Here is a 16,918-nt window from a genome sequence, read left to right as displayed (position 1 = left end):
GGGTTTCGTTCAGAACACCGCCTTGAACACCCAGTACAGCGCGCCGGCCAGCACGATCGACGCTGGCAGCGTCAGCACCCATGCCAGCAGCAGGCTGCGCACCGTATTCCACTGCAGCCCCGATCCGTTGGCAGCCATGGTGCCCGCCACGCCCGACGACAGCACATGCGTGGTCGACACCGGCAGGCCATACGCATCGGCCGCGCCAATCGTGGCCATCGCCACCAACTCGGCCGAGGCGCCCTGCCCGTACGTCAGGTGCTGCTTGCCGATCTTCTCGCCCACCGTCACCACGATGCGCTTCCAGCCCACCATCGTGCCCAGGCCCAGCGCAATCGCCACCGCCACCTTCACCCACGTGGGGATGAACTTGGTGGCGTGGTCGAGCTGCTGCTTGTAGTTGTCGATGATGGCCTGATCATCCTTGCTGATGGCGGGTTGGCCGTTCTTCTTGAGCAGGCGGATGGTCTCGGAGACCAAGTACATGTTGTTGCGCACGTTATCCACCTCGTTTTGCGGCACGGTGGCCATCGAGCCCGTCTGGCCGACCTGTACGGCAATGGTGTCCGTCAGTGCCTGCACGGCGGGCAGCGTGGCCGGCGTGAGCGTGCGCGACTGCACGTAGGTCTGCACATCCGCACGCGGGTTGGCCGAAGGCGCCACTCCGTTGGCGTACCTGCCGAAGGCGGCCGACGCCTGGTGCGATACCGCCAGGAAGGTTTGCGTCTCGGCGGGCGTGACGGCGCGGTTGAGCGCGTAGACGGTGGGCACCGTGCCGATCAGGATCAGCATGATCAGGCCCATGCCTTTCTGCCCGTCGTTGGAGCCGTGCGCGAACGACACGCCCGTGCAGGTGAGGATGAGCAGCGCGCGAATCCAGAACGGCGGGGGCTGGTTGCCCTCGGGTTCGGCATAGAGCGCCGGCACACGCACCAATGCCTTGAGCACCAGCAGAAGCAGCGCCGCCAGCAGAAAGCCGATGATGGGCGAGAACAGCAGCGATTTGCCCACCCCCAGCGCCTGGCTCCAATCCACCCCGCTGGTGCCGTTGGCGCCGCGCAGGAGCTGGTTCATCAGCCCCACGCCGATGATCGAGCCGATGAGCGTATGCGAACTGGACGACGGCAGCCCCAGGTACCACGTCGCCAGGTTCCAGATGATGGCCGCGATCAGCAGCGCAAACACCATCGCAAAGCCCGAGTGGCTGCCCACCTGCAGGATCAGCTCCACCGGCAGCAGTTGCAGGATGCCGAAGGCGACTGCGCCACTGGAGGTCAGCACCCCCGCAAAATTCCACAGGCCCGACCACACCACCGCCAGATGCGGCGACAGCGAATGCGTGTAGATGACCGTGGCCACTGCATTGGCCGTGTCGTGGAAACCGTTGACGAACTCAAAGCCCAGCGCGATGACCAGTGCAATGCCAAGCAGGACAAACGGAAACGCCGAACTGGAAGCCACGCTTTCCAGGTCGGACACCAGGTGGCTGATCACGTAGGCGGCAGCGGCCGCCAGGATCAGCAGAAACAGCGCAATGCCGGCATTGCGAAAGCGCGCGGGCACAGCGCCGAGTTGCACGGAAAGGGGATGCGACATGGGGGCACCAAGGCGGGGGCTGGGGGAGTGGTCGATTCTAGGAGCCGCTCTGGGCCCGTAGGTGACGGTTTCGTGTCGCGTTTGTTTCCGTTTATTGCCGATGTAGGGACTGGCGCGGCAAGGACCTAGCGGTATGGTCTACACCGTCGGCCGGATCTCGAACCCGGATACCGATACCTCGGCCGTGCCCGGGGCCACATCCAACTGGGTGACCAGGGCGCTGTCGGGGCCCTCCCACATCCATTCCTGCATGCGCAGCACATGGGTTTCGGGGCCGGCCAGGAAAGCCTCGACCGCCCCATCACGACGGTTGCGCACCCAGCCGCGCAGGCCCAGCGCCCGGGCCATGTCGGCACAGGCAGCCCGATAGCCCACACCCTGCACACGGCCCTGTACGGTAATGATCACTTGCGCGATGGCGGACATGGAGCGGCTCCAGGGCAGGCGGCGGGCAATATGTTGGAAGAAAGATGACAAACCAACGTTGTCGCATCTCTGTCACATTTCTGGAATGTGACGTAGGCAGACTGACAACCGCACGGCGAGATCCGGCGTTACGCAAGGTAAACTAGGCGGCTTGCCGCCGGGTGCCAAGCGCCGCGCCCTGCCACCCACGCCACGTATCGCGCCTTGGTCCAGACATTGGGCCACACGACTTTCGTCAGCGCGATTTGTCCAGCGATTTGTCCCGGTCATTCAAGATGCAGCAAAACGACAACGAAACCACCGTCCGGGGCCCCTTCGGTGCCAACTTTGGCGTCAACTTCGGCAACCTGCTGACGGCGCCGCCCAACCGCTTTGACCTGGCACTGCTGCCCATCATCCTGGCGGCCATCGTGCTGGTGGCCTTTGCCGCCAAGCAGATGAACGTGCCGTACACGCCGGGTGAGACGCAGCTGGACGTGAGCCTCGATGTGGTCGAGCTGCCCTACTACCTGTTGCGCACCAGCATCCGCATGCTGCTGGCACTCGGTGCGTCGCTGGCGTTCTCATTTGCGTTTGCGGCCATTGCCTCCAAGAACCGCACGGCCGAGAAGGTCATGGTGCCGGCGCTGGACATCCTGCAATCGATTCCGGTGCTGGGCTTCCTGTCGATTACCGTCACGGGCTTCATTGCGCTGTTCCCGGGCAACCTGGTGGGCGTGGAATGCGCGGCCATCTTCGCCATCTTCACGTCGCAGGCGTGGAACATGGCGTTCTCTTTGTACCAATCGTTCCGCACCATCCCGACCGACCTGGAAGAGGCGGCCACGGTGTTCCGCCTGTCCAAGTGGCAGCGCTTCTGGCGCCTGGAGGTGCCGTTTGCCATGCCGGGCCTGCTGTGGAACATGATGATGTCGATGTCGGGCGGCTGGTTCTTCGTGGTGGCATCGGAGGCCATCTCGGTATCGGGCCACGACATCAAGCTGCCGGGCATCGGTTCGTACATCTCGCTGGCGATCCAGCAGCAGAACCTGCCGGCCATCGGCTGGGCGATTCTCGCCATGCTGATCGGCATTCTGCTGTACGACCAGTTGCTGTTCCGCCCGCTGATTGCCTGGGCAGATCGCTTCCGCTTCGATGCGATGTCCTCCGAGCGCGAGCCGCAATCGTGGCTGCTTGACCTGCTGCGCCGCTCCGAATGGGTCAAGGCGCTGCTCGAGCGCACCGCCGCGCTGGCCGAGCGCACGCTCTCCTGGGGCGCTGAGCGCACCCGCCCGACGGCCGTCAACAGCGACAGCGCCTTCGCGCGTTTCCCGTGGTGGAACCGCGTGGCCGACGTGATCATCATCCTGGCCGCGTTGGCCGCCGTCGTGCACATCCTGCAGTTCGTGCGCTCTGAGGTGGGCTGGGCAGAAGTGGGCCACGTGCTGTGGCTCGGTTTCCTGACCATGACGCGCGTGATCGTGCTGATTGCGCTGGCTGCGCTGATCTGGGTGCCGATCGGCATCCGCATTGGCCTGAACCCGAACGTGGCGCGTATCGCGCAGCCGGTGGCGCAGTTTCTGGCGGCCTTCCCGGCCAACCTGATGTTCCCGCTGGCGGTGATGCTCATCGCGCGCTTTTCTCTCAACCCCGAGATCTGGTTGAGCCCGCTGATGATTTTTGGCACGCAGTGGTACATCCTGTTCAACGTGATTGCCGGTGCGACGGGCATCCCGACCGAGTTGAAACTGGCCGCGCGCAACTTTGGCCTGCGCGGCTGGCTGATGTGGAAGCGCTTCCTGATCCCGGCCGTGTTCCCCAACCTGCTCACGGGCCTGGTGACGGCTGCCGGCGGTTCGTGGAACGCCAGCATCGTCTCCGAATACGTCACGTGGGGCGACCGCACGCTGGTCGCTACGGGCCTGGGCAGCTACATCGCCGAGATGACATCGAAGGGGGATTTCCCGCGCATTGCACTGGGCATTGTGGTGATGAGCCTGTTCGTGGTCGGCTTCAACCGGCTGCTGTGGAACCGCCTGTACGACATCGCGCAAGAGCGCACCCGCCTGTAAACCGACGCGCTTGTCATCCGAATACCTAGCAGAGAGCATCAACATGGCCACCAACGGCGTGAATACTGAAAGCGTCATCGAGCTGCGCGGCGTCTCGAAAATCTTCCGCACCGCAGACCACACCGACCGCTCGGTGCTCGAGGGTTTGGATATCAACATCCGCGAGGGCGAGATCGTCGCCATGCTGGGCAAGTCCGGCTCGGGCAAGTCGACCCTGCTGCGCATCATGGCGGGCCTGGTACGTGCCGACCGCGGCCAGGTGCTGTTCCGCGGGCGCGAATACAGCGGCCCGGTGCAGGGCATTGCGATGGTGTTCCAGTCGTTTGCGCTGTTCCCGTGGCTGACGGTGCAGCAAAACGTGGAGCTGGGCCTGGAAGCGCAAGGCGTGGGCAAGGCCGAGCGCGAAGAGCGCGCCGAGCAGGCCATCGACCTGATCGGCCTGTCGGGCTTCAACAGCGCCCTGCCGCGCGAACTGTCGGGCGGTATGCGCCAGCGCGTGGGCATTGCGCGCGCGCTCGTCACCGAGCCCGACCTGCTGCTGATGGACGAAGCGTTCTCCGCGCTGGACGTGCTGACCGGCGAGAACCTGCGCGACGAAATGCTCGACCTGTGGGAAGACCGCCGCACCAAGATCAAGGCCATCCTGATCGTCTCGCACAACATTGAAGAGGCGGTGATGATGGCGGACCGCATCGTCATCCTCTCCAGCGATCCGGGGCGTATCCGTGCCGAAGTGCGCGTGCCCTTCCCGCGCCCGCGCAACCGCGATTCCGCCGCCGTGCGCAACCTCATCGACGAGGTGTACGGCCTGATGACCTCGCCCGAGCGCGTGGGCGTGCATGTGGGCGCCGAGTCTGCTGCGCAGCAACTGGCCTACCGCCTGCCGGAAGCCGAGATCGGCCAGATGGAGGCCATCCTGGACCTGCTGGTGGAAGCGCCGTTCAACGGCCGCGCCGACCTGCCGCACCTGGCCGAAGAAGCCGGCGTGACCGACGACGATCTGCTGCCCGCCTGCGAAGCGCTGGCCCTGCTGCAGCTCGCCACCATCGAGCGCGGCGACATCATCGTCACCCCGTTCGGCAAGACCTACATGGAAACCGAGCCGCCCGAGCGCAAGGTGCTGTTCGGCCAGAAGCTGCTCGAACAGGTGGCCCTGGCCTCGCACATCCGTGCCGAGCTGGAAGCCAATGAAGACGGCGAGATTCGCGAAGAGCAGGTCCTGCGCGAGTTGGAGGCCTATCTCAAGCCCGAAGAAGCCGAGCGCGTGCTCAAGATCGGCATTGAATGGGGCCGCTACGGCGAGGTGTACGAATACGTGTACAACACCGGCATGCTGACCCTGCCCCGTGAAGAGCGCGAGGAACGTGAAGAGCGTGAAGCGCAGGAAGGTGGGGATGGGGCGGCTGGAGCGTAAGACGGCGCTCGTTTGTTGTTCCCCTGAAAAAGAGCCGCCCGGTGCGGCTCTTTTCACATCCAGGCGTTGTTCACGCGGTGCGACGGTTTGCCGCCAACGCGGATTCAACGGTTGCCTCAGCAAGTAAGGGCTCTAAAAAGCGCGCCCCAATGCACGATTCAACTGCATGCGGATCGGCCGCACGCCTACTGCGAAACGCCAAACAACACGCCCCCTGCCGCTGATCTGGATACCGATGCTGTTTTGCGGTGTAATACCGCGCATCCGCACATGCTGGAGCTGTCCACACAGGGCCGCCCGGCAGCCTCATTGGCCACCATGCATTTCGCCCGCACCCGCAAAAGACTGACCGCCTGGCTTGGCCTGGTGGCGATGGTGCTCGTGCTGTTTGTGCCGATGGTGAGTCAGGCGCTGGAGGCACAAGCGCTGCAGGCGTTCGAGCAGGCTGCGCCGCTTTGTGAGGCCAAACCGTCGGCTGCCGCCAGCACCGCCCTGCCCATCGGGCATGAGATGCCGGCCGGCCACCACCATGCGGCCTGCGGCTACTGCGATCTGCTGGCAGACCACGTGCTGGTGCCGACAACCCTTCCGCCGATGGTGGAGCCGGCACCCACCCAGGCAACGGCATGGCCCGCGGAACGCGGACGCCTGGCAGCGCATCAAGCGCGCCACGCCGGTCGGCCGCGCGATTCACCCTTCCTCCTCTGACCACGTCAACCAGGGCAGCGACTGCACAGCGCACTCGCGCCCGGCTCGAGCCGTTTTCAGACAAGACGCCGTGCGGCGTACCGACCGTTGGTCAGGGCGCGCACGTACCTATCAGCGTGAGGAATCCCCATGACAACACCATCCAACATGATCCGGTGCGCGGCACTGCTCGCCTGCGCCACCGGCATGTTTGCACCCATCGCAGCGCAGGCCTGCGCCACCTGCGGCTGCTCGCTCAGCACGGATGCCGCGATGGGCTACTCAGCCATCCCGGGCTGGCGCATCAGCTTGGACTACACGTACATCCCGCAGAACCAACTGCGCAGCGGCACCGGATCGGTCACGCCTGCGCAGGCCGCAAGCATCAATGACGCGGGTGGCAACCAGGAGGTTGAGCATCAGACCATCAACCGCTACTTCAACCTCGGGATCAACTACAGCCCAAACAGCAGCTGGAACTTCAGCGCGATCGTGCCGTATGTGGACCGCAGCCACACGACCTACGGCGCGGTCACGTCGGATCAGCTCACGCCGGACAACCTGAGCGGCGCCACCGCCAGCGGCTTGGGCGACATCAAGCTGATCACGAGCTATCAGGGCTTTCTACCCACGCATAACCTGGGCGTGCAACTGGGCATCAAGCTGCCGACTGGCCGCTACGGTGGGCAAAACGTGCTGACCGGCAACACCGTCGGGCGCAATCCGGTGTTCTTCAACAGCGGCCCGAACGGCGCGGGCGGGCAGGCACTGGATACCAGCCTCCAGCCCGGCACAGGCAGCACCGATGTGATTCTGGGCGCCTATTACTACCAGCCCGTCAGCCAGGATTTCGATGCCTTCATCAACGGTCAATTCCAGGCTGCCGTGCATCAGCGCCTGAACGAGGCTGGCGCGGATTTCCGTCCGGGCAACCTTGCCACCATGAGCTTTGGTGTGCGCTACGAGGCCAATCCGCACATCGTGCCGCAGCTGCAGTTCAACATCACGCGCAAGAACGCCGACAAGGGCGCGCTGGCCGATACCACCAACACCGCTGGTACGGTGGTCTACCTGTCGCCGGGCGTGACGGTAAGCGTGACGCACAACATGCAGATCTACGCGTTCCTGCAGAAGGCGCTCTACAGCAACCTGCAGGGGTATCAACTCTTCCCGCGTTGGTCGGGCACGGTCGGAGCCAGCTATGCCTTCTGATGTGCAAGCGCGTTCAGACCGCACATGGTCGCGGCGCGCCTGGCTGCAGACGGCCGGCGCGGCAGCGCTGGGCGCCGGGCTGGTGAGTCCATCTCGCGATGCGCGGGCCGCGAGCCTTGAAGTCGGGCGGCCTGCGCCTGCGCTGGTGCTGCACACGATTGACGGGCACAGCATCTCCACCGAAGACCTGCGTGGCCACGTTGTGATCCTGACCTTCTGGGCGACATGGTGCGGCCCGTGCCATCAGGAGTTGCCCTTGCTCTCCGACTACGCAGCAAAGCACGCAGACCGCGGCCTGCGCGTCCTCGGCTTCAGCTTGGATGAGCCGGCCTCGCTGCCGGCGGTGCGTGAAATGGCGGCGGCCTGGAGCTTTCCTGTGGGGCTGCTCGGCAGTGCCTATGCGGGCGGCTACGGCCGCGTGTGGCGGATTCCGGTCAACTTCACGATCGACCGCAATGGCTTGCTGGCCGACAACGGCTGGGATTCGCATGAGCCCGCGTGGACGACCGAACGGCTTGAACGCATCGTCACACCATTGCTGCGTTGATAGGCCAATAAAAACGGGCCGGAAACGCACTCCGGCCCGGTCAACGACGCAACATTGGGCAACGTCGCGTACGAGGGATCGTTACTGCGGCAGATAGTTGATGTACGACAGCGTGCCGTCAGCATTGGCCTGCGCCAGGCTGACAGCGCCGTTGCTGATCACGGCATTGATCAGGCCCGTGAAGCGTGGGTTGGCGTTACCCACCGATTGCACGTTGTTCATCCAGAACGTGGGCGATGCCAGTGACTGCGACACCAGCAGCACTTGCCGGGAGTTCGTCATCCAGACCAGTTGCGGCGTGCCCGCGTTGCTGACGATCAGCGGCGCGACTGACAGCATCGGATACTGATCCGCCGTCAGGTTGCCCACCCCGCCCCAGGTCGGGAAGTTGTACGACGGGTTGCTCGACGGTGCGCAGAACACCAGCGGGTTTTGCCCCTGAGCCGACTGGCTGTTGCAGCCGGCGTACGTTGCGTTGTTGGTGTTCGAGCAGAAGTTGGCGGCCGGGCCGTTGACGAACTGCGGCATCGGGTTGGAGCCTGCGCCCACCACGGCAAATGCGCTCCAGCTGTCTGCACCGCCACCCGCGTACTGCGTCGACTGATACAGGTTGTTGTCCTTGCCCAGCACCACGGCCTGCAGCTGGCCGCTGTTCTGCAGCAGGAACACGCTGAACTCCTGCGCCTGCGGGTTGAATCCGCCGCCCAGCTTCGACCAGTTCGACCACGTAATGGTCGGGGCCACGGCGGTCTGGTAGGAGTGCCACAGGTTGCCGGCGGTATCAAGCGAGAACGCTTCCAGCCGCTGGTTGGAGTTCACCGCCAGCACCGGTGCGCCGGTAAAGGTGGTCGGCGTGCCACCACCGATGGTCGTCCACGGTGTGTACGAGCCGATGAACGGGTTGATGTACGACACCTGCACCTGCCCTGCCTGCATCAGACCGATGACCGCGATGGTGCCGTTGGGCGACGGCGCTGCAGACGGGTTGAACTGCAGCGTGCCGCCCCACTTCGACCAGCTCCCGCTGTCACCCGAGGTGGCCACCGTGCACATGCCCAGCGTGTTGTCGGTATTGCGCGTGAAGACGTACATCGAGCCGCCGTAGAAGATCTGCTGCGGCGTACCGCGGAACGCACCGCCCAGGTTGGCCCAATCCGTCGTGGCGGCCAGGCTCACTGCAGACAAATCGACTTCCGTAAATTCAAAAGGCTTGTTCATGACCAACGTCTCCTGTCTGTGAGAACTGCGCCTGCCGGCTGTCGGGCGCAGGAAATGGCGGCGACCTGATCTGGGGGTAATGCCGGCGCCGTCATGGTGCTCAGTCAAAATCTTGAATTTCTGGCGAAATAATCCCTTGGATTCAATTTCAATCCATCTGGTGAAAACGCAGCGATATTCAAGATGAAAAATTCCAGCGCGCACGAATCCGCATTCCGGTTGAATCTGGAATGTATGTATCCATAACAAACTACCGTGCGTGCTTCAGGCGCCGCGTGTCGGTACGGCGTGTGAATCCCACTCCCTTGGCGTTGGGCCAGCCCATGCGTTGTGCGGGCGCTTGCTTTGTGCGATCTGTTTTTATAAGAAACAGCGCTTATTTTGTGAAGCGAGGGGAAGGTTATGTTGGCGCCAACTGGGTTGCAAATTCCGTCGCTTGACTCCTGTTGTGAAGATTATTTATTTGCAGACGGATTTTCGATTTAATCGTTTGCGAGATAATGTTTGTTGGCGGAAAGGATGAATGTTTTGATCAAATCGGCTTCAGGGCGAAAGCTGGCCTTAACCTTTGGTTGGTCATGTGGGACTAGAGTGATCGACGTACAACCAAGGGGGGGTTATGTCGATCAAGAGCACGATGGGGTTTCTGGTCAAGTCGTTGGCGTTCTCGGTGGTGTTCTGCGCTGTTGCGGGAGCAGCATCATGGGCCGCCATCAAGGTCAGCCAGGAGCGTGAAGATGCGGAACGTGCCTGCAAGGCCGAGCAGCGGGCCGCCGCGCGTGAAGAGCAGAAGAAGCAACTGGCTGCCGAGCGTGCCGCGTATGACAAAGAAATGGCAGAGCGTGAGCGCCTGATGAAGGAGAGCGCAGCGCAGGGCGAGCAGATGGCCGCTTTGCTCAAGCGCTACGAGGCCGAGCTCGCGCAGCGGGAGTTGATTGTCAAGCGGCAGCTTGCGCTGCTGGCCGAGCAGGAGCGACGTGTAGGGATTGCTCACAAGAACTGATGACCGAACGATTGGCCATGACAAACAAGGCGCCTACGGATCCAATCGAACTGGCTTGGCAGCAGATCGACTCCGGTGATCTTCGCGAGGCCTATAGGCTCCTGGAGCCATTGCTGGCGGTGGGCGACCCAGCTGCGCTACTTCTCTACGCTTCTTTCAGCCTCGCCGGCGAAGAATCGACCGACGAGTTTGAGGCGCGCCACGTTCGGCTCCTGAAAATGTCTTCAGACGCTGGCTATCCCCCCGCCATGTACATGCTGGCGGTGCGGTATGACATTGGAGATGATTTGGTCCCCCGGGATGTCAGCAAGGCCGATGCCCTCTTTAAGGCGGCGGCAGAGGCAGGCCACCCGAGGGCGAAACTGATCTACGGCACGGCCCTGTTCTATGGAGCGAATGATGTCGAGCAGAATCAAGCGAAGGGATTGCTGCTGATCGAGCAGGCTGCCAACGAAGGCGAGGATGACGCGCTAGTCGCGCTCGAGCAAGCAAGGCGACATCAAGCCCCCTGAGGTATCAGCTCCTCTATGTCAGTCCAGTCATTGGCGGATGCACCGCGACTTGCTGAAGGAAAGACGGTAGCTGTCCGATCTATCGCCTGAGCCAAGGCGAATCCACCGCCCAGAAAATCACATCCACCCCCAGATAGTCCTTGGCAAAGCTCACGAACTGGTCGCGTGTGAATGGCTTGCCTGTCTTGGGGTTGACGTAGCGTAGCGTAGGCTCCTGCACCGCCATCGCCACCAGTGGTAGCTTGCCCTTGTATTGATGGAAGAACGGATAGGCGTTTTTCATCTGCGCTTTCTTCCAGGGGACGATGTCCGGCCCGCCAAGGCCAATGCCCTGCTGCGCAGCGGCGGCGAATGTGCGGGACATGTACTGGTGATCGTTGTCCCATTCGCATGGCCAGAAGTTGACGTACTGCACCACCGCGGACTGATGGAACTGCTGCCGGGCGAAGCGCATGTTCTCCAGCGTGGCGTTGAAGTACCCATCACAACTGAAGCGCGTCTTGTCACGCTTGCGATCAATGTCGATGGCCGTTTCCGGCAGATTGATCCCCATGATGCGGCCGTCGAACTGCTTGGCCAGCGCGCTCAGCAGTGCCTGGAAGCGCTGGCGCAATGCCGGATTCCATTGCTGTGCCACCCATCCACTGCCGCCGGGGTTGACTTCAGAGTCATCGGATTGACGCACCAGCCCACCGCCATACGCGGGGTCGGTCAGCAGGTATGCGGGGATATGGCGCGCGGTGGGCAGGAAGAAGCGATCCTGTACCTGCACGAACAGTTGCTTCTTGCGTTGCTGCAGATACGCAAGATCGCGCTCAATGCCGGAGAAGTCGTAGCGGCCCGGCTCAGGCTCCAGCGACTTCCAGCTATAGACGATCTGCACGCCCCCAATATCAGGTCGTTGGAGCAGCGGCTCGATGCTGGTCAGTTCATCCGAGCCGGTGTAGAGAAAATGACGCAGCTCACCGGCTGCCGCACCGGCACACGCCGACAACAAGGCCAGTGCGGCGAACAGGTGTTTTCCGCAAGCAAAGGTGCTGCGCATGACGGACGCTCCATGAATGCATATGACAAAAGGGAGTCCGCCGTACGCCAGCAAGTTCCTGGCGCACGTCTGCCTGTGACAATTTTGCTGGCCGGATGCAGTCGGGGCGCGATGTGTGTACTGCCCCGATGCCTCTTACTTCCACTGCTGCCCAATCCCCGCCAACCCCGCCTTCTGCAGATCTTCTGCATGCATCACCACGCGGAACTCGCAATCGGCGTTGAACAGCAGGAACCACGGTTCGGCCAATGCGGGAATCTGCGAGGGTTCATCCAGGTTGACGATGAGCACCGCACCGCGGCCACCGGCCTGTTCAGTGAAGTACGCGGCCTCGGGTTTGATCGACGCCATCACGCGCGGGATCAGCTCGGCGATCGAGCCATCGCGCACATAGGTGTTGAAGGGTTCGTGCGGGATTCGCACGTTCATGAGCATGCGCATGGCTTCACTCCTCGTTGGGCTTGTGCCGATCCCGTGGCTCCGCGCGCAGACCCGAACTGCCCGCCGCCCGCTCCCGATGATTGATGCCGTTGCGCTGGCAACGCAGCAAGCGGGTGCCACCCCAAATGGGTGAGCCCGGTATTGGTGTCGCATATTCAAAACCGGAATTGGCAAGCCGCCGTGCGCAATGCAAAAGTCGCGCCACAGGTTGTGCCGCCAAGTCTTGCGACCGGCGTGCCGGCTAGGGGCGCGTGTTTCGAACCAAAACCTTTGCAGATCTGAAACACCCGTGTGGACAACCGTTGTGGATAACGGGTGTGGACAACTTCTGGGGATAACATTTCGTTCTTTGGATAGCAGCCCTTAGCCTCAGGCCACCATGACGGTACGAACCACCATTCGAAGAGCAAGCCAAGCCGATGCCGCCACCTTGTGCGCCGCTGAAAAGGCCACCGCACTCACCGCGGGGCTGCTGGTGTCACAGCCTCACGAGCTGCAGGTTGAAGCATTCGAACAAAAGATCGCGCTTCTTGAGCAAGACGGGCTGTACCTCGTGGCAGAGCACGAGGGCACCCCGATCGGGCACGCGTTTCTGGAGCCGATGACGCTCATCGCGCTCTCTCACGTCTTCAGTCTCACGATCGTTGTCCACCCCGGTCACCTAGCGCGTGGAGTCGGCACTGTTCTCATGGCCGAACTGATGGCGTGGGCGGAAAGCCATCCCCGCATCGAAAAGGTTGAGCTTCGAGTCAGGGCGACGAATTCCCGCGCCATTGCCTTGTACAAGCGCTTTGGATTTGTGGAAGAAGGACGGTTCGAGAAGCGCATACGGCTGCCCGACGGGTCGTATATCGCTGATTTGTCTATGGCGCGGTTTGTTTGCCAATCAGGTTCTTAGCATTCTTCCAGCCGGATCACACTGCGACATCTGTGTGGGGTATCAGCGATTGGCATTCTTGCCCGCTACGGGCAACTCACTTCGGCATCGGCTCGTAATGCACCTTGCTGCGCCACTTGCCATTCACGAGCGTTTCCACGGTGACCTTCATCTTGTCACCGCCACCCTGTGCGTCATCAATACGGCGCTCGATGGCGACAGGCACATCTCGTTCGACGGCGTACACGGTGCGCTCGTGATAGCAGCAACCACTCTTCGCCCACGTGCGTAGACGCTTGTTCTTGGCGTCGACCTCAAAGAACCCGAGCGTCTCGAGGATCAGCTCCGTCATCTCGCTGTTGCGGACAAAGCGCTGCGTACGCGCGTTGAACAGATAGATGTCGTAGCTCGGGCCACCGTAGCTGCCGTTGTTGCCCGTCTGGATGCCGAAGTCTTCCTGGCCGTCAAAGTTGAAATCGCCCACGTTGATGACGCCCTGGTAGTCATAGAGCCGGGCCGAGTTGACCAGCGGCCCTTTGCCCCCTTGCGGTAGCGTGACAAAGACCGCCGGCAGATTGATGGTCTGGCGCACCGCCCGTTGGCCCTTGTCATAGATGAGCAACTGGGCAGGCCCTTCACAGGTTGCATCCCTGTCTGCATTGCTCTCCGGGCACGCCTCCAGCATGCGCAGCACAAAATCATGTTGCTTCGCGATGTGCTTCATTGAAAAGACCGGACCATCAACCGCTGCGCTCGAGCTCGGGAATTCCGGTTGCGATTGCAGTTCATCAATGCGCGCGCGATACGTGGTCTTCAGCACCGCGACATCGATCTCGCCAGACGGCAGCGCACGTTGCTTCAGCCATTCTCGCTGCCCAGCCTTCAACGCATCGGTGTCGGCACCATGTTTGTTCAACGCGGCGCGATACGCATTTGCCAGCTCACTGTCGAGCGCAGAGAGTTGGGTGTCATTGCAGATGGCGTGCTCGATGGGACTACGCGCCGCGCCGCAATCGAAGCTGGCCGCGTGTGCGCTGGTTGCTGTCAGCAATGCAATGGCGAGTGCTACGCCTGGACGAATGGCAGAGATCGGTGTCATTGGAGTATCGATTAACGCAGGGGTGGTCGAGCGAGCGGAATGGTACCTGTCCCGGCCGCATCACGACGGTTTGCCGAACCCCTCTGTGGACAACTCCACCCCCACCTGTGAATAACCCCAGGGAAAAGCGTGTTGGCTCTCCGGGGTTAGCGTGTCCACAGCGCAGGAACAACTTCCAACCGTGGCGACGGTGCCTGATGCGATCGCCCGGACTCATCCACGCAACAGCACACGCTGTCCGATGAGTTTTCCGTTCTGCAAGCCATTGATCCAAAAGCGCTTTTGGTACTTATCCACAGAACTTATCCACCGTTATCTATTACTACTATCTGTATACATAAAGAAGTAAACCTATAAACCCGCTATGGGGCGAGTCGTTCGATCAGGCATGTGAATATCGACGCCGCTCTGAACACGGCAACCCCCCTCTCTTTCATCCTTGCACCATGCATGGCGCGTACTACGCTTGGTGAGGTTTGCGTAGCGCACTGTCATACGGCCCGAGCAGAGTCAGCGTGCCATTTCCTGATCGACACCGGCATTCCTCCCCAGAGAACAAATCATGCGAAAACTGTTTGCAGCCATTGCATTCATGCTGGCCATGACGCCCGTTGTGCAGGCACAGGTGAAGCCGTATCCGCCGGGCTGCCGCCACCAGAACATCCAGACCGACGGGGCGACCCTGTTTGTGCGTGTGTGCGGCAGCGGGCCGGCGGTGGTCTTGCTGCACGGTTTTGGCGACACGGGCGACATGTGGGCGCCGCTGGCCACCGAGCTGGCACGCACCCACACCGTGGTGGTTCCGGATCTGCGTGGCATGGGGTTGTCGTCGCACCCTGACGGCGGCTACGACAAACGCACGCAGGCAGGTGACATCCGGGCCGTGCTGACGCACCTGAACATCGATCAGGCCGACGTGGTTGGCCACGACATCGGCACCATGGTTGCCTTCGCGTATGCAGCGCGCTATCCGGACAAGACGACGCGGCTGGTCGTGATGGATGCTCCGGTGCCGGGCGTCCCCCCGTGGGAACAGATCGTCCGCTCGCCTGCCCTTTGGCACTTCTCGTTTGGCGGCCCCGATGCGGAGCGTCTGGTGAAAGGCCGCGAGCGGATCTATCTGGACCGGTTCTGGAATGAATTTGCCGGAGACCGCACGAAGATCGACGAGGCAACACGGGTGCACTATGCGCGCCTCTATGCAAAGCCCGGCGCCATGCACTCTGCTTTCGCGCAGTTCCTGTCGATTCCGCAAGACGCGGAAGACAACCAGAAATCGCTCGCGACCAAGCTGACCATGCCGGTGCTGGCCATCGGCGGTGAAAAGTCCTTCGGCCAGAACGAAGCGATCGTCATGCGCAATGCCGCCACCAATGTGCAAGAGCTGGTTGTTCCCAATGCCGGGCATTGGTTGATGGAAGAGCAGCCGCAAGCCACCGTGAGCGCGATCGTGAAGTTCCTCGCGCAGTAGCGCCGGATCGGCACTGATGCGGATTCCGCCTGATGTTCACGCGCCCGGCAAACCAAACTCCACTCCGTTCATGAAGACACGCCAACGCTATGCCGCTGCGTGCGGGCTTCTCGCCTGCTGCAGCATCGCTACGGCATCCCCCGATGAAGACCTGCTGGGCCAGAAGCAAGGCTATCCGTTGGCGCCAAGCGCCGCGCGTATCCACGAGGCCCCTTACATCGTGGGTTCCTTTAGCGGCATGGACCGGCTCTCACCGTCCTGCGAACTTGCGCCGGCTGACAAACCGGTGCCGCTCAAGATCGCAGAGAAGGAAGCCGACTTCCGGTATCGCTTTCGTGGCGGTGACTACACGCTGGCGGACTACATGCAGCATCAGCGTGCGACCGCCGTTCTGATTGTTCAGGACGGCACCATCCTGGCGGAACACTACGGCTACGACCGCACGCAAGACATGCGCATGCTGTCCAACTCGATGGCCAAGACGCTGGTTGCGCTCGCGGTCGGCAAGGCGCTGGAGGACGGAAGCCTGCACTCGCTGGAGGACCGCGCCGACCAATACGTGCCCGGGCTTGTCGGCACCCTGTACGGTGCAACGCGCATTGTCGATCTGCTGCGCATGGCCTCCGGCGCAAAGTATGTGGAGGACTACACCCCCAATGACGATCGAGCGCGATTTCTCAAGACGGCAGCCAACCAAGGGGTGCTTGCGGCGGCCGCACAGGTGAGCGAGCGTGCCGATCCGCCCGGTACGCGTTTCAACTACGCGGGAGCGCAAACCGAAGTCTTGGGACTGGTACTCCAGGCAGCCACGCAGCGCAGCCTGTGCGACTTCGTGGATGAAAAACTATGGAAGCCGATGGGCGCGCAATCCAAGGCGACTTATCTTGTGCGCCAATCCGATGGATCTGTATTTGCGCAAGGCGGCTTCAACGCAACGGCGCGCGACTACGCCCGCCTCGGGGCCATGCTTGCCAACGATGGTGTGGTGCAAGCTCGGCAAGTGGTGCCGCGCGACTTCCTGTTGAACATGACGGACGCATCGCGCCAGCCTGATCCGTTTCGCCCCGGGCAGATGGTCTATCACGGTAGCCACTATTACGGCTACGGCTTTCAGGTCTGGCTCCTCCCCGGAGACGCACGGCGGTTCGTGCTGCTGGGCATCCACGGGCAGGCAATCTACGTGGACCCGCAATCCAGGCTGACCATGGTCCACCTTGCGGTGGGGCAGGACGCATCGGGCGATGCGAGTGGTGCCCATCTGGGCGCAGAGCGGGACGCGTTGTGGCGCGGTGTTGTGGAGCGGTTTGCGCGCTGAAGCG

General features: G+C 62.3%; 16 protein-coding genes. 10 read left to right on the top strand and 6 right to left on the bottom strand.

Annotation, left to right across the window (positions count from 1 at the left end):
- Nucleotides 1-9 precede the first annotated feature (9 nt).
- Together JHD73_RS06010 and JHD73_RS06005 are read right to left on the bottom strand one after the other, a co-directional pair.
- Nucleotides 10-1,596 carry an inorganic phosphate transporter gene (locus tag JHD73_RS06010; RefSeq protein WP_199028774.1) on the bottom strand — a complete coding sequence of 529 codons (1,587 nt, stop codon included), beginning with the start codon at nt 1,594-1,596 and terminating at the stop codon, nt 10-12.
- Between the two features lie 138 nt (nt 1,597-1,734).
- Nucleotides 1,735-2,022, bottom strand: a complete 288-nt coding sequence (locus JHD73_RS06005) for an acylphosphatase (protein ID WP_199028772.1) — start codon at nt 2,020-2,022, stop codon at nt 1,735-1,737.
- Between the two features lie 275 nt (nt 2,023-2,297).
- Between JHD73_RS06005 and JHD73_RS06000 the strand changes: the two genes are divergently transcribed.
- From JHD73_RS06000 to JHD73_RS05980, 5 genes are all read left to right on the top strand, one after another.
- Nucleotides 2,298-4,073, top strand: a complete 1,776-nt coding sequence (locus JHD73_RS06000) for an ABC transporter permease subunit (protein WP_199028770.1) — start codon at nt 2,298-2,300, stop codon at nt 4,071-4,073.
- Between the two features lie 43 nt (nt 4,074-4,116).
- Nucleotides 4,117-5,487 (top strand): nitrate/sulfonate/bicarbonate ABC transporter ATP-binding protein, encoded by a 1,371-nt coding sequence (locus JHD73_RS05995; RefSeq protein WP_199028768.1) that lies wholly within the window; start codon nt 4,117-4,119, stop codon nt 5,485-5,487.
- Between the two features lie 270 nt (nt 5,488-5,757).
- The gene (locus tag JHD73_RS05990) at nt 5,758-6,195 is read left to right on the top strand and encodes a DUF2946 domain-containing protein (protein ID WP_233176802.1); all 438 of its coding nucleotides are present in this window, start codon (nt 5,758-5,760) and stop codon (nt 6,193-6,195) included.
- A gap of 129 nt (nt 6,196-6,324) precedes the next feature.
- Complete coding sequence (locus JHD73_RS05985) at nt 6,325-7,386, top strand: transporter (RefSeq protein ID WP_199028766.1); 1,062 nt, start codon at nt 6,325-6,327, stop codon at nt 7,384-7,386.
- On the top strand, nt 7,376-7,933 hold the full coding sequence (locus tag JHD73_RS05980) for a peroxiredoxin (protein ID WP_199028765.1): 558 nt from the start codon (nt 7,376-7,378) through the stop codon (nt 7,931-7,933). Before JHD73_RS05985 ends, JHD73_RS05980 begins: the two co-directional genes overlap by 11 nt.
- A gap of 81 nt (nt 7,934-8,014) precedes the next feature.
- Here JHD73_RS05980 and JHD73_RS05975 read toward each other — a convergent pair whose 3' ends face one another.
- Entirely contained in the window at nt 8,015-9,151 is a 1,137-nt protein-coding gene (locus JHD73_RS05975) for a hypothetical protein (protein WP_199028763.1), read from the bottom strand.
- Between the two features lie 619 nt (nt 9,152-9,770).
- On the opposite strand from JHD73_RS05975, the gene JHD73_RS05970 reads away from it, so the two are divergent.
- Together JHD73_RS05970 and JHD73_RS05965 are read left to right on the top strand one after the other, a co-directional pair.
- Nucleotides 9,771-10,154 (top strand): hypothetical protein, encoded by a 384-nt coding sequence (locus JHD73_RS05970; protein WP_199028761.1) that lies wholly within the window; start codon nt 9,771-9,773, stop codon nt 10,152-10,154.
- The gene (locus JHD73_RS05965) at nt 10,154-10,666 is read left to right on the top strand and encodes a tetratricopeptide repeat protein (RefSeq protein WP_199028759.1); all 513 of its coding nucleotides are present in this window, start codon (nt 10,154-10,156) and stop codon (nt 10,664-10,666) included. The genes JHD73_RS05970 and JHD73_RS05965 overlap by 1 nt, the downstream gene beginning before the upstream one ends.
- A 79-nt stretch (nt 10,667-10,745) precedes the next feature.
- On the opposite strand, the gene JHD73_RS05960 is transcribed toward JHD73_RS05965, so the two are convergent.
- The gene (locus JHD73_RS05960) at nt 10,746-11,711 is read right to left on the bottom strand and encodes a hypothetical protein (protein ID WP_199028757.1); all 966 of its coding nucleotides are present in this window, start codon (nt 11,709-11,711) and stop codon (nt 10,746-10,748) included.
- Between the two features lie 135 nt (nt 11,712-11,846).
- A complete protein-coding gene (locus JHD73_RS05955) occupies nt 11,847-12,152 on the bottom strand; it encodes a panthothenate synthetase (protein ID WP_199028755.1) in 306 nt (101 codons plus the stop codon).
- A gap of 379 nt (nt 12,153-12,531) precedes the next feature.
- Between JHD73_RS05955 and JHD73_RS05950 the strand changes: the two genes are divergently transcribed.
- A complete protein-coding gene (locus JHD73_RS05950; RefSeq protein ID WP_199028753.1) occupies nt 12,532-13,050 on the top strand; it encodes a GNAT family N-acetyltransferase in 519 nt (172 codons plus the stop codon).
- A 76-nt stretch (nt 13,051-13,126) separates the two neighbouring features.
- Here the strand turns inward: JHD73_RS05950 and JHD73_RS05945 are convergent, their stop codons facing one another.
- Complete coding sequence (locus tag JHD73_RS05945; protein WP_199028751.1) at nt 13,127-14,128, bottom strand: lysozyme inhibitor LprI family protein; 1,002 nt, start codon at nt 14,126-14,128, stop codon at nt 13,127-13,129.
- Nucleotides 14,129-14,690: 562 nt separating this feature from the next.
- Between JHD73_RS05945 and JHD73_RS05940 the strand changes: the two genes are divergently transcribed.
- Together JHD73_RS05940 and JHD73_RS05935 are read left to right on the top strand one after the other, a co-directional pair.
- The gene (locus JHD73_RS05940; RefSeq protein ID WP_199028749.1) at nt 14,691-15,599 is read left to right on the top strand and encodes an alpha/beta fold hydrolase; all 909 of its coding nucleotides are present in this window, start codon (nt 14,691-14,693) and stop codon (nt 15,597-15,599) included.
- A gap of 70 nt (nt 15,600-15,669) precedes the next feature.
- Complete coding sequence (locus tag JHD73_RS05935; RefSeq protein WP_199028747.1) at nt 15,670-16,914, top strand: serine hydrolase; 1,245 nt, start codon at nt 15,670-15,672, stop codon at nt 16,912-16,914.
- The last annotated feature ends 4 nt before the right edge of the window (nt 16,915-16,918 follow it).

This window comes from Ralstonia sp. ASV6 (assembly GCF_016429285.1).
In the GTDB taxonomy this organism is placed as follows: Bacteria; Pseudomonadota; Gammaproteobacteria; order Burkholderiales; family Burkholderiaceae; genus Ralstonia; species Ralstonia flaminis.
Note: the sequence above shows the minus strand (reverse complement) of the source record. Positions and strands in the feature narration are given on the sequence as shown.

What these genes read in the sequence shown, in the direction of transcription:
- JHD73_RS06010 (WP_199028774.1), bottom strand. Translation starts at nt 1,596, where the DNA reads ATGTCGCATCCCCTTTCCGTGCAACTCGGCGCTGTGCCCGCGCGCTTT.
- JHD73_RS06005 (WP_199028772.1), bottom strand. Translation starts at nt 2,022, where the DNA reads ATGTCCGCCATCGCGCAAGTGATCATTACCGTACAGGGCCGTGTGCAG.
- JHD73_RS06000 (WP_199028770.1), top strand. Translation starts at nt 2,298, where the DNA reads ATGCAGCAAAACGACAACGAAACCACCGTCCGGGGCCCCTTCGGTGCC.
- JHD73_RS05995 (WP_199028768.1), top strand. Translation starts at nt 4,117, where the DNA reads ATGGCCACCAACGGCGTGAATACTGAAAGCGTCATCGAGCTGCGCGGC.
- JHD73_RS05990 (WP_233176802.1), top strand. Translation starts at nt 5,758, where the DNA reads ATGCTGGAGCTGTCCACACAGGGCCGCCCGGCAGCCTCATTGGCCACC.
- JHD73_RS05985 (WP_199028766.1), top strand. Translation starts at nt 6,325, where the DNA reads ATGACAACACCATCCAACATGATCCGGTGCGCGGCACTGCTCGCCTGC.
- JHD73_RS05980 (WP_199028765.1), top strand. Translation starts at nt 7,376, where the DNA reads ATGCCTTCTGATGTGCAAGCGCGTTCAGACCGCACATGGTCGCGGCGC.
- JHD73_RS05975 (WP_199028763.1), bottom strand. Translation starts at nt 9,151, where the DNA reads ATGAACAAGCCTTTTGAATTTACGGAAGTCGATTTGTCTGCAGTGAGC.
- JHD73_RS05970 (WP_199028761.1), top strand. Translation starts at nt 9,771, where the DNA reads ATGTCGATCAAGAGCACGATGGGGTTTCTGGTCAAGTCGTTGGCGTTC.
- JHD73_RS05965 (WP_199028759.1), top strand. Translation starts at nt 10,154, where the DNA reads ATGACCGAACGATTGGCCATGACAAACAAGGCGCCTACGGATCCAATC.
- JHD73_RS05960 (WP_199028757.1), bottom strand. Translation starts at nt 11,711, where the DNA reads ATGCGCAGCACCTTTGCTTGCGGAAAACACCTGTTCGCCGCACTGGCC.
- JHD73_RS05955 (WP_199028755.1), bottom strand. Translation starts at nt 12,152, where the DNA reads ATGCGCATGCTCATGAACGTGCGAATCCCGCACGAACCCTTCAACACC.
- JHD73_RS05950 (WP_199028753.1), top strand. Translation starts at nt 12,532, where the DNA reads ATGACGGTACGAACCACCATTCGAAGAGCAAGCCAAGCCGATGCCGCC.
- JHD73_RS05945 (WP_199028751.1), bottom strand. Translation starts at nt 14,128, where the DNA reads ATGACACCGATCTCTGCCATTCGTCCAGGCGTAGCACTCGCCATTGCA.
- JHD73_RS05940 (WP_199028749.1), top strand. Translation starts at nt 14,691, where the DNA reads ATGCGAAAACTGTTTGCAGCCATTGCATTCATGCTGGCCATGACGCCC.
- JHD73_RS05935 (WP_199028747.1), top strand. Translation starts at nt 15,670, where the DNA reads ATGAAGACACGCCAACGCTATGCCGCTGCGTGCGGGCTTCTCGCCTGC.